The sequence below is a fragment of the Salmonella sp. NW645 genome (assembly GCF_051703725.1).
In the GTDB taxonomy this organism is placed as follows: domain Bacteria; phylum Pseudomonadota; class Gammaproteobacteria; order Enterobacterales; family Enterobacteriaceae; genus Salmonella; species Salmonella enterica.
This window is the reverse complement of record NZ_JAMMKR010000001.1, coordinates 109231-125240: the sequence shown is the minus strand read 5'-3', so window position 1 is coordinate 125240 and position 16010 is coordinate 109231. Positions and strand designations below refer to the sequence as shown.

Annotated in this window: 12 protein-coding genes and 1 pseudogene; 7 read left to right on the top strand and 6 right to left on the bottom strand. The window is 51.2% G+C overall.

The window, feature by feature from the left end; translation table 11 throughout:
• Window positions 1-38: 38 nt before the first annotated feature.
• On the top strand, window positions 39-2003 hold the full coding sequence (locus NA389_RS00585) for a peptidase U32 family protein (RefSeq protein WP_001249761.1): 1965 nt from the start codon (window positions 39-41) through the stop codon (window positions 2001-2003).
• On the opposite strand, the gene NA389_RS00580 is transcribed toward NA389_RS00585, so the two are convergent.
• Together NA389_RS00580 and sifB are read right to left on the bottom strand one after the other, a co-directional pair.
• Entirely contained in the window at window positions 2004-2234 is a 231-nt protein-coding gene (locus NA389_RS00580; RefSeq protein ID WP_000956438.1) for a DUF2554 family protein, read from the bottom strand. It abuts the gene before it with no gap.
• Between the two features lie 272 nt (window positions 2235-2506).
• Complete coding sequence (gene sifB / locus NA389_RS00575; RefSeq protein WP_001122937.1) at window positions 2507-3457, bottom strand: SPI-2 type III secretion system effector SifB; 951 nt, start codon at window positions 3455-3457, stop codon at window positions 2507-2509.
• Between the two features lie 515 nt (window positions 3458-3972).
• Here sifB and ugtL point away from each other — a divergent pair.
• The 5 genes and pseudogenes from ugtL (at window position 3973) to patD (ending at window position 8786) form a co-directional block, all read left to right on the top strand.
• Complete coding sequence (gene ugtL / locus NA389_RS00570; protein WP_000747901.1) at window positions 3973-4371, top strand: hypothetical protein; 399 nt, start codon at window positions 3973-3975, stop codon at window positions 4369-4371.
• Window positions 4372-4403: 32 nt separating this feature from the next.
• Window positions 4404-4635, top strand: a pseudogene (locus NA389_RS00565) (hypothetical protein).
• A 260-nt stretch (window positions 4636-4895) separates the two neighbouring features.
• Window positions 4896-5666 carry a M15 family metallopeptidase gene (locus NA389_RS00560; RefSeq protein WP_000237708.1) on the top strand — a complete coding sequence of 257 codons (771 nt, stop codon included), beginning with the start codon at window positions 4896-4898 and terminating at the stop codon, window positions 5664-5666.
• 135 nt (window positions 5667-5801) lie between these two features.
• Window positions 5802-7226, top strand: a complete 1425-nt coding sequence (gene ycdR, locus NA389_RS00555) for a GntR family transcriptional regulator YdcR (RefSeq protein WP_000760686.1) — start codon at window positions 5802-5804, stop codon at window positions 7224-7226.
• Window positions 7227-7340: 114 nt separating this feature from the next.
• Window positions 7341-8786 (top strand): aminobutyraldehyde dehydrogenase, encoded by a 1446-nt coding sequence (gene patD / locus NA389_RS00550; protein WP_000158090.1) that lies wholly within the window; start codon window positions 7341-7343, stop codon window positions 8784-8786.
• Between the two features lie 104 nt (window positions 8787-8890).
• Here the strand turns inward: patD and yncL are convergent, their stop codons facing one another.
• Window positions 8891-8986, bottom strand: a complete 96-nt coding sequence (gene yncL, locus NA389_RS00545; protein WP_001103198.1) for a stress response membrane protein YncL — start codon at window positions 8984-8986, stop codon at window positions 8891-8893.
• Between the two features lie 198 nt (window positions 8987-9184).
• Between yncL and NA389_RS00540 the strand changes: the two genes are divergently transcribed.
• Window positions 9185-9358 carry a GhoT/OrtT family toxin gene (locus NA389_RS00540; protein WP_000171943.1) on the top strand — a complete coding sequence of 58 codons (174 nt, stop codon included), beginning with the start codon at window positions 9185-9187 and terminating at the stop codon, window positions 9356-9358.
• Between the two features lie 44 nt (window positions 9359-9402).
• On the opposite strand, the gene srfC is transcribed toward NA389_RS00540, so the two are convergent.
• Genes srfC through srfA form a run of 3 tightly spaced genes read right to left on the bottom strand, consistent with a single transcriptional unit; the run spans window position 9403 to window position 15855 of the window.
• Window positions 9403-11547 (bottom strand): virulence-associated effector SrfC, encoded by a 2145-nt coding sequence (srfC, locus tag NA389_RS00535; RefSeq protein WP_079917062.1) that lies wholly within the window; start codon window positions 11545-11547, stop codon window positions 9403-9405.
• The gene (locus tag NA389_RS00530) at window positions 11544-14525 is read right to left on the bottom strand and encodes a virulence factor SrfB (protein ID WP_000960831.1); all 2982 of its coding nucleotides are present in this window, start codon (window positions 14523-14525) and stop codon (window positions 11544-11546) included. The genes srfC and NA389_RS00530 overlap by 4 nt, the downstream gene beginning before the upstream one ends.
• A gap of 4 nt (window positions 14526-14529) precedes the next feature.
• Window positions 14530-15855: a virulence-associated effector SrfA gene (gene srfA / locus NA389_RS00525; protein ID WP_001129947.1), complete on the bottom strand. Its 1326-nt coding sequence runs from the start codon at window positions 15853-15855 to the stop codon at window positions 14530-14532.
• Window positions 15856-16010 lie beyond the last annotated feature (155 nt).

The following is a 16010-nucleotide window of genomic DNA, read 5'->3' as shown; positions in this document are numbered from 1 at the left end:
TAGCCGCCATTTCGCTGCTATTGGATAAGAAAGACTGTATGCGCCAGCAACCTCACTATCTCGAATTGTTAAGTCCGGCCCGTGACGCCGCAATTGCTCGCGAAGCGATTTTGCATGGCGCAGATGCCGTCTACATCGGTGGACCCGGTTTTGGCGCGCGTCATAACGCCAGTAACAGTCTGCGCGATATCGCCGATCTGGTCCCGTTTGCTCACCGTTACGGCGCCCGGATTTTTGTCACGCTGAATACTATCCTGCATGATGATGAGCTGGAGCCCGCGCAGCGGTTAATCACCGATTTGTACAACACCGGGGTGGATGCGCTGATTGTGCAGGATATGGGCATTCTGGAGCTGGATATCCCGCCGATTGAGCTTCACGCCAGTACACAGTGTGATATTCGTAGTGTGGAAAAAGCGAAATTTCTTGCCGATGTCGGTTTTTCACAGATTGTACTGGCGCGCGAGCTTAATTTGAGTCAGATAGCGGCTATTCATCAGGCTACTGACGCCACGATTGAGTTCTTCATTCATGGCGCGCTGTGTGTCGCTTATTCTGGGCAGTGTTATATCTCTCATGCGCAAACCGGGCGCAGCGCCAATCGGGGCGACTGTTCGCAAGCCTGTCGTTTACCGTATACGTTAAAAGACGATCAGGGGCGGGTGGTCTCTTACGAAAAACATTTGCTATCGATGAAAGATAACGACCAAACGGCTAACCTCGGCGCGTTGATCGATGCAGGTGTACGTTCCTTCAAGATTGAAGGGCGCTACAAAGACATGAGCTATGTCAAAAACATCACCGCGCATTATCGTCAGATGCTGGACGCGATTATCGAGCAACGTGGCGATCTGGCGCGTGCGTCGGTTGGTCGGACCGAGCACTTTTTTGTTCCCTCCACGGAGAAAACCTTCCACCGCGGCAGCACCGACTATTTTGTTAACGCGCGGAAAGGCGATATTGGCGCATTTGATTCACCAAAATTTATTGGCTTGCCGGTAGGCGAGGTGCTGAATGTGGCGAAGGATTATCTCGATGTAGAAGCTACGGAGCCGTTGGCGAATGGCGATGGTCTTAACGTGTTGATTAAGCGTGAAGTGGTGGGTTTTCGCGCCAATACGGTGGAGAAAACCGGTCATAACCGCTACCGCGTTTGGCCAAATGATATGCCTGCCGACCTGCATAAAGTCCGTCCGCATCATCCGTTGAATCGTAATCTGGATCATAACTGGCAGCAAGCGCTGACAAAAACCTCCAGTGAGCGCCGTGTGGCGGTTGATATCATGCTGGGCGGCTGGCAGGAACAGCTTATTCTGACGCTGACCAGTGAAGACGGTGTCTGCATCACGCATACGCTTGACGGGGTATTTGAGGAAGCCAATAACTCTGAAAAAGCGTTGAATAACCTAACAGCCGGACTGGCGAAGCTGGGACAGACGCCTTACTACGCACGTGATATGCAGGTGACATTACCGGCGGCGTTGTTCGTGCCAAATAGCCTGCTCAATCAGTTCCGTCGGGAGGCGATTGATATGCTTGACGCGGCGCGGCTGGCCCATTATCAACGAGGTCGTCGGAAACCCGTGGCGCAGCCTGCGCCGGTCTATCCGCAAACGCATCTCAGCTTTCTCGCTAATGTCTACAACCACAAAGCGCGGGAATTTTATCACCGTTACGGCGTACAATTGATTGATGCGGCCTATGAGGCGCATCAGGAGAAGGGAGAGGTACCGGTCATGATCACCAAACACTGCCTGCGTTTTGCGTTCAACCTTTGTCCTAAGCAGGCGAAAGGAAATATTAAGAGCTGGAAAGCCACGCCGATGCAGTTGGTGCATGGCGATGAGGTACTGACGCTAAAATTCGACTGCCGCCCTTGCGAAATGCATGTCATTGGCAAAATTAAAAACCACATCTTAAAAATGCCCCAGCCCGGCAGCGTTGTCGCTTCAGTGAGCCCTGAAGCGCTGATGAAAACGCTGCCGAAGCGTAGGGGCGTTTAATTAACGAAAATAGCTCTCTGGTTTGCGCGATTTCTGCCAGTTGTGGTGCTCGCGCAAGCCTTCCGCGGATTCTTCCGCTGCCGCCCGTAATTCATCACTGTCGGCTTCGTGTCTAAGTTGGTGCCCTCCCGTCGCAAACCATACGAATGCGTGGTCTTGCTGTTTCGCCAGTAACTGGCCTGAAAACAGCGCACAGGTCAGTAAAACTACTGATAACGTTTTTGTAAGCATCATTCCACCTTCCAGTTACGTCGTGAGGCTATGATGCCAATAATTTCTTTGAGTTATTATTCAACACTTCAAATTAGCGAAAACGGTTTGTCAATAAGTGCGATAAGTTGTATGAGAAAATATACTTATACTCAGTATCTCAATTATAAAAATAACGAGCCAATTCGCTCCATAGTAAATCCATTATTCCATGGAAGTATATATTTAAAGTTATTGTACTAGATGGTTTTGGTATTGCCAGGGGATTGTAAACCATACTATTTATGGAGTGGTCAACGCTGGTGATGAGCCTCATTTTTTGTTGTTTCAACGAGTGAAGATAAATCTTCAGAAAAAAGGCTGTTATGAACTTGTAACGCTACATATTCAACAAGGTCGTTTAAACATAGCAGGTCATGAGAGGAATTTTCCTCAAGCATATTCATTAATATCTCATTCTTAAACAAACATGAATAAACTAGTTGAGTAACTGAGCTTTGTGTATGATTTGCATGAAATGTTGCATTCTTTAAGTTAGTATTCTCAATAACCTTTGCGGCTATTTTGTTTTTAATAGCATCGTCAATAGGTGGTACACCTGCCTGGGCGATGCCCAGATTAATCCTGGAGGAGATGGCGGCTTTTCTTTCCTGTTCCTTCCAGTCACATAAATTACCCTTTTCTGCCATGTCGATAAGCGTCTCTTTTATATTTTTTAGGTCAACGGAAAATGTTATACCGCCGGATAGCGAGAGTAGTAACCGCTCAGGGAACAAGCAACATAGTGGTTCACAAACATAAGTGCTAGCTTTTATATTAATATCAGAATATCTTTTCAGGTGGGCAGACTGAGTATCAACACAGAGCACTGTTCTATTCATTATCTCATAATAGTAGTGATCCTGACGTATCACAATGCATAACGGAATATCTTCGTCATCTTTAATGCAGAGATTTGTATATTGATACTCAGCATCTTTATAGTGCTGAAAATGGAAATTTCCTCTGCATGATGGTGATGATAATTCATATAACTTGCAAAATAAATCAAATAAACGTTGCGCGTCAGGCGGAGAGGCAACATCACATAATTCCTTTATATATTGATCGGCAGCGGATCTTCGCGTGCTACAGAAAAAATCTTTAATCTTTTCCCATAGTAACGTAAAGAAGGAGCGTTGAGAGATGGCACTTTGAGAAAACATCTCACTCTTTAAAAACCCTCTCCCGATAGTAATTGGCATAATTTAGACCACAAGTGATTATATAATACTTCATTACTGGAATAGGTGGTATTCAAAATATTATCCCATGTTGCCCATCGGTTTGCCTATCGGTGAAACACCTGATTTTTGCTTTGTCCTGAACGTTCAAATCGACCCGTAGCTTTAGTCATGCCCACGCCTCCTGGACATGAAGTATGTCAGGTAAAACGAATGAAACTAAAACGGTTTTCTTAATTTTCACATCATCATGTACCATAAGTAATGATTAATTACACACTATATTATTTTTAGATAAAGTAAATTGTTGCTCAACCGTGTAGAAATTTTCTTATAAGAAGTTAAACTGAAAGTATTATTAGGCTAACAACAATGAGATATTTAGCGGTAGGGCAGAAGGCCAATACTGATAGCACTTATGATATAAATGCCTTACTCTTTAGTTTCTGTCTTAATTATATTTGTTGTAACGATTAGCTGACGGATTTATTTCCAGTTGGGCGATAAAATTATAAAAACCTGCGAGGAGGCTCAAAATGAAGAAATCAGATGGTGAAATTCACGAAAAGACAGCATCCTGGGGCATTTTGCAGTCAGAATGGCTAAGAAAATGTGGACGGCTATTATTGCTGTTACTTTACCGTTTCGTTATCGGATGGGCTTTTTTTCAGTTACTCGCCATGATCGTGGCAGGGATATTTTTGTTAGGCGTCTTATTATTTCATCCCATAATATTTGTACAGACTATCGCAATCACTGAGAAGTTAAATCATGCTTCGCTTGATTTATGGCATATCCTTAAGTTATGCCTATGGCATTACGGTATCATCGCAGGGTTTATTTTTATGGCGGAGTGTACGTTAAGTAAAAGTATACGGCAGGTTCAGCGCTTGTCCAAAAAGTTTGGGGCACAGGATTTTTCTTCACGCCCCTGATCCGCCGCTGCAACCTGCGTTCTTACTGAATAATGACTATGACCAGCAGACCTAATTATCTCGGTTCGAAGGGGATTCTATGTGTTTGAACAACTGCGGTGAATCGTAATTTCAGATGCATTATCGCCGACAATTGACGCGTTCCTCACTAATTGCCTTCCTGACTATATAGTGGTCTTATCTTTGGCGAAACAATCTTATTTAGTTATGGAAGGCGACAACAACTGTACTACTGCTTATCAAATAACCTTTCTGGTCAGGTAGACTCGCCTTCGTCAAAACACATCGTTATCTGTGCTTCTGGGGACTCACTCCCTTGCCGCCTTTAAGCGACTCGAATTATTTTGGGTATAGAACAGGCGGCGTCATGGTCATATAAGCAAAATATAACCTCTCCGTTTGTAATAAGGCACAGATTACAGGGGGGAATGATGTTTATTTTAACCATCTGTTTAAGCGCTGTCCGCTAATCTGTACCTGCTCAAATACATAATCACCCCTGTGACTCTCGCGAGGTGTAACATATGGTAAAATGCGTATCTTCTTTCCTCCTGTTCAGCCTGTTTTCCATTCAGGCAATGTCAGCTGAAAACCATATTGATCTCCACCAGCCAAAAGACTTTGTCGATATTACTACGGTCGCCCCCGACGTACAGGTAGACATGCGATACTTCACTTCCCATAACTTTATTGGTCGCCCAATTAAAGGCTATAACGCGCCTGTTTGCCTGTTAACACGACCAGCCGCGAACGCAGTGAAGCAGGTCGCCGATCGTTTACGTCCCTTCGGACTTACCTTGAAAATATATGATTGCTACCGTCCGCAAAGCGCAGTGAACGACTTTATCGCGTGGGCCAAAGATCCTTCTCAAAACCAAATGAAAAACGAATTTTATCCGCTGGTAGAGAAAAAGCGTCTGTTTGAGGAAGGTTATCTTGCCGCCAGATCCGGCCACAGTCGGGGAAGTACGCTTGATCTAACGATTGTTCCACTCGACAGTAAAATACCGATATACCATCCCGGACGACCACTGGTGAATTGTACTGCGTCCGCGGCACAACGCTCGCCAGATAATAGTCTGGATTTTGGTACCGGCTTTGACTGTTTTAGTCCGTTATCCCATCCCGATAATGCCATGCTTACCGCTCAGCAACGCGCAAATAGGTTGTTATTACAAACATTGATGCGTGATGCGGGCTTTACGCCACTGGATACTGAATGGTGGCACTTCTCCCTTACTCATGAACCATACCCGAACACCTGGTTTGACTTTCCCGTTAAGCAGAGACCCTGAAACGGCGTTTTGTTGCGAAATCTAATCATTACGCCTGTTGGAAAGCACCATAACAGTTAGCAAATCGTTGTTAATTTTAACAACTGATATACACTGCGGTTGCCACCTGCAAGCAGCGCTCAATGAGAACGAATAATGAAAAAATATCAACGTCTGGCGGAGCAAATTAGAGAACAAATCGCCTCTGGCGTTTGGCAGCCCGGCGATCGATTACCCTCGCTGAGGGAGCAGGTCGCCAGTAGCGGCATGAGTTTTATGACTGTCGGTCATGCGTACCAGTTGCTGGAAAGTCAGGGACGGATTATCGCCCGTCCGCAATCCGGTTATTATGTCGCGCCGCATCCGGTTTGTCGGTCAGTCGCGACGGCAGCGCACGTTATTCGGGATGAAGCCGTAGATATCAATACCTATATTTTTGAGATGCTGCAGGCCAGCCGTGATACCTCAGTGGTGCCTTTTGCTTCAGCGTTTCCCGATCCGCGTCTGTTTCCCTTGCCGCAATTGAACCGATCTCTGGCGCAGGTCAGTAAAACCGCGACGGCAATGAGCGTCATCGAAAATTTGCCGCCAGGTAATGCAGAATTGCGCTATGCAATAGCACGCCGTTACGCGCAGCAGGGGATTACCGTTTCTCCTGACGAGATCGTCATTACCGCTGGCGCGCTGGAAGCGTTGAATCTTAGTTTACAAGCAGTGACGGCGCCGGGAGACTGGGTGGTGGTGGAGAACCCCTGTTTCTACGGTGCGCTACAGGCCCTGGAGCGATTGCGCCTGAAAGCGTTGTCGATACCCACCGATGTTAAAGAAGGTATCGATCTTATGGCGCTGGAACAGGCGTTACAGGAATATCCGGTGAAAGCGTGCTGGTTAATGACCAACAGCCAGAATCCGTTAGGGTTTACGCTGAGTGCTGAGAAAAAAGCGCGGCTGGTTGCGTTACTCACGCACCATAACGTGATGCTAATTGAAGATGATGTTTATAGCGAACTCTACTTTGGCCGTGAGAAACCTCTACCCGCCAAAGCATGGGATCGCGACGACACCGTGTTGCATTGTTCATCTTTTTCCAAATGTCTGGTTCCCGGTTTTCGCATTGGCTGGGTTGCGGGAGGAAGCCATGCCAGACAAATTCAGCGTTTGCAGTTAATGAGCACATTATCCACCAGTTCCCCCATGCAATTGGCGTTAGTGGATTATCTCTCGACACGTCGATATGACGCGCATCTGCGCCGATTGCGAAGGCTGCTTGCCGAACGTAAACAGCAAGCCTGGCAAACCCTTTTGCGCCATCTCCCGGCGGAAGTAAAAATTCACCATAACGATAGCGGTTATTTTCTTTGGCTGGAGCTACCTGAGCAGCTTGATGCTGGTGAACTTAGCGCCAAAGCGCTTGAACACCTTATCAGTATCGCGCCGGGGAAAATGTTTTCAACGTCCGGCGCCTGGACGCGTTTCTTTCGTTTTAACACCGCATGGCATTGGGGAGAACGGGAAGAACAGGCCGTAAAACAGCTTGGCAGCCTGATTCGCGAGATGCTGCGCGCTAAAAGCCTTGTGTGAGGTGGAATGCGTGTCAGCTCACAACCTGACTAAATTTCCCGAGTGTGCCGGGTGAGCATCTGGCGCGCCGTCTATTTTTAGGAAAGCGGCGGCCCGTTCGCCGGAAATCGATTAATGACGATATGGGAAAATGCTATGCAATATCAATTACTGATTAATGGCGTGCTGGTGGACGGCGAGGGAGAAAGGCAGTCTGTTTATAACCCGGCGACAGGCGAGGTCATACTTGAGATTGCGGAAGCGTCGCCCGCGCAGGTTGACGCCGCAGTGCTGGCCGCCGATAGCGCGTTTGCCGAATGGGGGCAGACCACACCCAAAGCACGGGCGGAATGTCTGTTAAAACTGGCGGACAGCATCGAGCAAAACGCCCTTGAGTTCGCCCGGCTTGAATCGCAAAACTGCGGTAAGCCTTTGCACTGCGTAATTAATGATGAAATTCCGGCAATCGTGGATGTCTTTCGCTTTTTTGCCGGCGCGGCCCGTTGTTTGAGTGGGCTGGCGGCGGGCGAATATCTGGAAGGACATACGTCGATGATCCGCCGGGATCCGATTGGCGTAGTTGCCTCTATCGCGCCGTGGAATTATCCGCTCATGATGGCGGCCTGGAAGCTGGCGCCAGCGCTGGCGGCAGGTAACTGCGTGGTGATTAAGCCTTCTGAAATCACGCCGCTGACGGCACTTAAACTTGCCGCGCTGGCGAAGGATATCTTTCCGCCGGGGGTGCTCAATGTCCTGTTCGGACGAGGGCAGACTGTTGGCGATGTATTGACCGGTCATGAAAAAGTACGCATGGTCTCTTTAACCGGTTCTATCGCGACCGGGGAGCATATTCTGCGCCATACTGCGCCAGCGATAAAACGTACGCATATGGAACTCGGTGGTAAAGCCCCGGTGATTGTTTTTGATGACGCCGATCTGGATGCGGTGGCGCAGGGCGTCCGGAGTTTTGGTTTCTATAATGCCGGACAGGATTGTACTGCGGCGTGCCGTATATATGCGCAGCGCGGTATCTATGATGCGCTGGTCGAAAAGCTAGGGAACGCGGTGAGCAGCCTGAAAATGGGCGCGCCGGAGGATAAGTCGACAGAGCTGGGGCCGTTAAGTTCGCTGGCGCACCTGAAGCGCGTCACAGCGGCTGTAGAGGAGGCGAAGGCCCTCAGCCATATCCGTGTGATTACTGGCGGAAGTCAAACGGAAGGTAAAGGTTACTATTTCGCTCCGACGTTGCTGGCAGACGCAAAACAGGAAGATGCCATCGTGCAACGCGAGGTCTTCGGCCCGGTGGTCAGTATAACCGTCTTTGATGATGAAGATCAGGTTCTGAGGTGGGCCAACGATTCTCGCTATGGTCTGGCATCCTCCGTCTGGACTCAGGACGTCGGGCGGGCGCACCGGCTTAGCGCCAGATTGCAGTATGGCTGTACCTGGATTAATACCCATTTCATGTTGGTTAGCGAGATGCCGCATGGAGGGCAAAAACAGTCGGGATACGGCAAAGATATGTCATTGTATGGTCTGGAAGACTACACTCTTGTCCGCCACATCATGGTTAAGCATTAAGGATCATTTACTGTTCAGAAAAATCATGAAAAAATAGGCGGGTGTTGGCGGAGAGGGGGACCTCCCCGCCAACATGCGCAGCAAGTACTCAAAGGTTGAACACCTCAAGCAAACCAGCCGAATCTCAACGAGATCAGACCCAAAAGTCCTGCAGCAGCAAAGACATTAATCAGCACGACGGTTTTACTGGAAACATTCATTTTCGCCACCTTTCATCATAACCCCTATGGGTATAGTACGGGTTGGCGAGATCCGCAATAATACGTAAACAGGATATTCTGTGAGCGGAGCCGTGCATTGAGAACGTTTTGCTGTTAAGGCTGATAAACCTTGATGTGTGTCGAATAAAAAGAGCATATTGCGCGCGTTTTTTCCTCTGGTTGGCGCGGATGCCTGATATGACCCTCTTTCAAAAGATATTAATTTTTTACGCCGTCATGGCGGTGATATCATCCCTGATCACCTGGTTTTTGACTCATGACAAAAAACGAATTCGTTTCCTGAGCGCCTTTTTGGTTGGCGCGACATGGCCGATAAGTTTCCCCGTCGCGTTGCTGTTTTCGCTTTTCTGACCTCAAGCCCGATACAGGTTACCGGGCATGGTTTTTCCGCCAGGTCAGGCTATCAGGGCAATTAATTGCTCTCTGTCTACGTCGGTAACGTCCTGCGGATGCCGATATCCTGCGTTCTCATTGGCCAGGGTATACAGCGCAACAAGCCAGTCATAGACATAGCGGCTGGCGGCGTGAACGGGCTGTTCGTCAAGCTTTGTTAGACGCAACATTGTCGAACGCGGCGTTGCGGCGAAAATGGCTGCGCCTTTCTGAACGCGGCTGGCCGGGCGTTGGGCCTCCTCGATATTTGTGTAGCCGAGCCAGGCGATGAAGTTACCAATGATGGCATGAAGCTGCGCGCCGCTAACCTCCTCGCGCTGCATGGTTTTCTGTAACTGCTGAGGTAAACCGAGGCGATAGCTGGCGGTAATTAAAATCTCCGCCACGGCGTTGAGCATCTGCGGTTCCAGTCCCAGACGCTGCGCATTATCCCGGCAGTGGGCCCACTGGCGCAGATGATTGATCCACATTTTGTGCGCCTGGTAGCCTGTTTCGTGACCTTCTGACGCTGAAGCGCGCGTTGGTTCGTCGGCAAAGAGATCGATCGCGTCATTAAATAAACCGCTGACCTGTTCTTCTCGCGACTGTCGGGTGCGCAGCAACGCTTCGAAGTTCTGTACCGGCGGTAACAGCCCGGCCAGCAGGTCGCCATGTCTGGCGGCCTGGGCCTGAAGACGCCGGATCACGGTTTCAACCGGTAGCCGCGCGTCATCAAACATCGGTAACAGATCCCGCACGCGGCCTCGCAGTTGTTCGCGTAACGCCTGTAAGCGCGCCTGTCGCTGTGGTGCCGATGTCGCCTGCGATAACCACTCCACCAAACGCTGCATACTGTGTTTATCCAGCGCCTGCAACGTTCCCCAATGCACGCCAGGTTTACCCATCAACTGCTGGACGGCTTCATCCAGATTTTGCTGGGTGGCAAAACGGGCATCCTGTGGAGTAATAGCCCAGACGACGCCGGGTAACGCTGATTCATGCTGCGGCTGCGTGGCGTTAACCCACGCCAGTAAGTGACGGGCGGCGGCGGATGTTTGCGAGCGAGATGCCAGAGCATTGCAAATTACCAGAACATCGGGCTGTACCTGTTGACGGTAATGGGCCAGCATCCAGCCTAATTTCGCCCGCCATAACGGATGAGGATGACTGTCTGGCGCGACCGGAATATCCAGTAAATCAACATTATCCAGTACGCTGTTTTCAACGGTTAGCACCAGTTCGCGGGTAAGCAGCGCCAGAGAATCAAGCGAAAGGCTGACCGCATTGAGCAGTCGGCCTTCCTTAACCGGATGCACCACCACATCGCTTTGCGTATCGCTGGCGGTTAGCGCCATTTGCGTCAGGAAGTTTTCCGCCGGTAAGCCAAAATGATCGACCAGCAGGCTGAGCGGCGCCGCCAGTTCCCCGGCATGGCTGGTTTGTTGCAACATATGCGCCAGCGCCAGCCATTGCTGGGTGATCTCCGGTTGCTCTCCCCACAGTAATGCCCAGGCGTGCGCCCGTGTCGTGAGATCCAGTGCAGGCAAGAGCGAGGCAAAGTGTTGCCATGTCGCATCATCAATATGTTGTCTGGCGGACGGCAGGCAAGAGCGCCAGAAACTCGCGATGGTCGCAACCTCTTCAGCGGTAACGCCGGGGACGGGCTGCGGTTGGCGAAGCGATTGCCATTTCTCCAGGCGTGATGTGATAATGGATTTTTCGACCTGGCGACAAATGTGGGACGAGCTGGTCCAGGCAATAAAGATCTGCACCAGTTCGGCTTCACTGATCAAGCGCAGGCGCAACGGCCAGCTGTTCTCGTTTGAAAAAATGTCGCGCGTAAAGCGAATAGCCATATTCGCTGGCGCATGACCCGGATTGATGTGGCTGAAATAATCATAGTCACGGTCCGGCGTGATAATTTCCAGCTTGCCATTCTCGTTACCGCATAGCGTCGTTAACAGATGCGCTTTTGCGGATTGCGCATACCCGTACAGACCAACGCAGCCATGTGATGCGCAGGCGGCGTTGAGCGCTGACTCATCCGCCGCGGCAAGCGTAAGTTGCGCCAGCAGAGCGTCGGCTTCGTCATCCAGTCGCGTTGCGTAACGGCGCGTGTTGTTAACCCACTCGATAACAGCCTGGGTGGTGTTTAACGGTTTTGTCATTTCAGGTATACACTCCCACTATCTATCCAGTAGTGGCTGCCGCTGTGGCGACGGTCAGCCAGCGTATTCAATTTTAATGTCAGCGCATCGGCGGCGACCGGCGTCCCGTCCTGGAGCCAGGCATCACTTAATATGAACGATTCCGGGGCGCTATCTTTGCTACTGCCGCGTAATTTCAGTCGCACATTCAGTACGCCGTCGCCAGCGATGGTTTTCGCCAGTTCAGCGGAATTAATGCTCAGGCAATAGAGTGGGGTTGCCGGCCAGCGACTGTTCGCCAGTTGACGAAAGCCCAACGTCACGTTGCCGCGTAGCGGAAAATGCAGGCGTGCGTCCAGCGTTACGCCGGGTTTATCCAAATCGATCTCGTGATACCAGATGTTTTCATCGCGAAGCGTATTAACGGTATTATCCAGTACGCCAAGATAACGCACAGTCGAATACGCGCCGATATCAGCCGCTTTAAAATTGAAACGCGGCAGACGTAAGTCCAGCGCCAGGCTGCATAACATCGCGCCTACCGCGGCAGTGGATTTTGGATTGCCGATACGCCCTTGCTGACTGAAGGGATACCATTCATGTACCTGATACTTATCCATCCACACAATGCGATTAACCGGCACCGGTTGTAAGTGCCGGATGAGCGCCTGTACGCCGGGTAAACAGGTCGGTCTCCCCGTCACCAGCAAGATATCGCAGTGATAGTGGGAGATCGCTTCGCAGACCGCATGAAGCGGCGTTGTCAGCGTAAACTGACCGGCCAGCAGAGCCTCCTGAAGCTGGCTAAACTGGATTTGCAACGGCACATTGAATATATCAAATGTCGGCGAACCAGACGGTAAGGCATGATCGATCGCCTGCTGGATATAGTTCATCACGTTGCTCGTTGGGCGGCGGATTAGCAGATCGCCAAATGTCGCATGTAAACCGGCAAACGGATCGTTAATGTCGCTTTGCTCCCAGGCGGAAAGTACCGCGTGGCCCAGCGGCATAAATAATTGCAGCGCCGTTTGCTGGCGCAAAATGGCCTGAGTATCAATTCGTCCCGAATCGCCAAATAAGGTCGCCAGCAGGGCGGCGGCATCCGTAACGCCTGCTCGTTGCAACGCCGTTTGCAGGGAAGGGAGTACGCAACGCTGAATGATATCCAATAGCAGATCGTCCCCGGCGACTTTAAAACCTTCGCGAAACAGGAGATGAGGCGTAATTTTTACATTGGCCCCCACGCCGTCATCTAACTGATAGTGAACAATCGCCATATCCGTCGTGCCACCGCCGATATCAATCGATGCCACGCGCAACGCGCGTCCGGGGACGACGCCGGGTTCAGGCTGGCGATCCGGTCTGGCGAGTGCATTAAAAAAGGATTCGGTACGCCCGGCGTAATGCGAAATGGCTTCGTTATAAAGCCATACCAGTTGGCCACAACTTGCTTCGTCCCATTCCATCTGTATTTCTGGTACCGGCACCACGCTTTTTTCACGCTGCTTAGGCGTGGTGAAATCCTCATCCTGCGGATGCCAGCCCATAGCTTTCCAGACCAGCGCCAGCGCTTCAAACATTCGCTGGCGGAAAATTTCTCGCTCCTGTTTCGGCATGGCGGAAGGCAGCGTTAAAATCAGGGTGCGTAGCTGGCGCGGCGAGGCGGGAAAGCCGAGCCGCAGCCGGGTGGCGACGCTGTTAATTTGCCCCAGCGCCTGAGCCAGAATTTCGCACAACATATGCGTCATCAAGGTGCTACGGCTGTATTGCGGCGAAAAAACCGGTAGCCTTTCTTCATGCGGCAGGCGGAATAACGGCTGTCCGTCGTCGTTCATCAGATTCATCAGCGGAAACGCGGTGGCAAGCGGTTCGCGCTGCGTTTTACCGTGGATCTGACTAAAACGCCAGTCCTGCAAGGCGGGGGTTTCATCCCACAGGTAGCGGCGCGGGCTGGAGATGCCGCTGCTGCCTTCGGTGCCCACACGCTGCATAGCAAGGGCGCGAGCCTCGTCGCCCACACGCACAATGGAAGGCCAGACAAAGGCGTCGTCTCGTCCGCTTTCGACAGAAAAGTGTTGCTTGCCAAAGCGCGCTTCTGAGAATTCCACCCGGCTGGTAAATAAAGGATCGTTCAGATACTGCGGCTCGCTTAAAGAACGCACCTGAAGCTCTGCCGTCTGGCGTAACCCGTCATTCGCATCGCCATGATCCTCGATCAAGACGCCGCAGGTATGCGTATTGCCGACATCCAGAATCAGATCGACCGGGATTGCGGGCGTGCTTAACGTATGTGTCACAAACTTTACTTCCGGCACCGTAAGCTGTTCGCCTAACAGCGTCAGTAAATTCAACCAGTGCGCCTGATACTCAAAGCTACGCAGCGCTTGTTGTATGGCCTGTTCCGAACGGTTTTCCACCTGTGAGGCATACTGAAGAAACGACTCGCGCAGCCAGCCGTCAATCCATGTCTGGTCAAGAAAATCGGCAACTTCTTCATCGCGCCAGGCGAGCGCAAAACGTGTGCCATTGAGCAGATCGTTTTCGCAAGGCGCCAACGCCGCAGGCATATTTTTTGCCAGCTGACTGTCGAAGGCGAGGGTGATGCGGTGTGTGTTTCCGGCGCTATCTGGCTCGCTGAGTTTACGTACCTGAATGCGCGCCCAGTTATCCGGCCCGTCAATAAAGGTACGCGGCGGATTAAAACGCAGGAACGGCAGGGGGAGCCAGATTCCGTCGAGTACATCCAGAGAATAGTGCAGCGTCTGAGTGCTTTCCGGTTTCACGACTTCGGGTTGGCCGCCAGCACGTCCTGGCAACGTGTAGCGCCCGCTGGTCAGATCAAAATCGAGGCGCAGTAGCGGACCGTTTGCCGTTTTGCGCACAAAACGTCCGTAGTGGGCCGACTCTTGCGGCGTTAAGCCAAAATCAAGAAACTGGACGCCGCTGTTTGCAATGAGCGTGACGCTCTGTTTGTAATCACACAGATTGACCAACATAAAATCAGGCACCTATCTTTTTAAACGTCAACGGAATTGCCGCGTGGTCGCCATAACGGGCGGTACAGGTTGCGACGTCATTGACGCCTGCTTTACAGGTAATTTCCGGCATCGGATAACGTGAACCGTCGGTGCAGCGCGCATTGCCGCGACTTTTAATCATCAGCTCGCCCGTTTGATGCAGACCAGAGAAAATTTCCGCCCGACAAACCACGTTATCGCCATGTACTACGCGCGCGATACCTTTGTTATTTTGGATCTGATAACGCAGAGAGGGCGGCTTGCCGGTAATCGGATCTTTGACATCCACGCTGACCCGCCAGCTACCGTTTAAAAAGCGCGTGGTTCCAAGCTTCATCTGCGTACTGTCCATCACCAGTGCGTCTTTGGGGATAGCGGCAATAATAACAGGCGCTTCCGGCAACGGCGCCGCTTTGGGGGCGGGCGTCACCTCAGCGCGATGCAGCGGCAAATGCGCGGTGAGTTCAGGCAATGGGGTAACGTCAGTTTTCGCGGTAGCGACAGGCGCGGCGCGAACAGGAGAGGCCCCGTCAACGGATGAAGATGGCCAGAAAAAAGGCGTGGCGACGGCGGCGATAACCACGGCAGCGACAGGTAAGCTCCACAGCGGTAGACGGCGAGCTCTTTTCGCCTCAGCAACCGGGATGGGTGTGGCCGGCTTCGGCTCGCTAACGATAACGGGCGGCGCAACAGGTTCCTCCGGCATTTTCGGCGGCTCAATGACAGACGTTAACAAGGGTTCATCCGCCTGACTAAACGCCGCCTCTACCAGCGGCTTTTCTTCGGGCTCCGGCTCCGGCTCGACCAGAGGGATGTCGGGGATTGCCTCGGTTATCCGCAGGCAGTCCAGCACATCATCGCGTGTATTTTCGTTGAGATTAACGAATCCCCAGAAGGTGATAACCGGTTTGCCGTTAACCAGGAAAACATGATTTTCGCCGGGAAATTGCGTCGCTTTCTCAAGTAGCGATCCAAATAGCTGAAGCGCTGTTTTACCGGATTGCAGACTTTTGCGACTGAGTGCAGCCGCGCTTTCAAAAGTGCTGGCTAAATAACGTAAAGCCCGAGAACGTGTCTCTTCGTCAGCCGCTTTCCACGCTATCGCCTGACCTTCAATCGGCGAATACCAGTCAACCCGATCGCCATTATCGTTAAGTTGCGGAATCGCCAGACAGTCAACCATCGCCTGCTGTTTACGCAGACGAAGCGTTTCGCGAATTTGCAATGCTGATTCAAATACGGCCTGACCGCCGCCGCCCACGGCCTGATAATCATCCAGATTGCCGCTGCGCAAGAGAGATTTTGCCACGTTGTTATCCCTTAGACTTCTTCACGCGTCTACTTTACGGGGTCTATACGCAAGCAAACGGCGGAAGAAAGGCAAAAAGGCGCGAATTCTCGGTCTATTAAGCCCCGTGTTTTCACTTGACGTAAGTTAAATCAGGAGGGCGGCGGCGAATTACC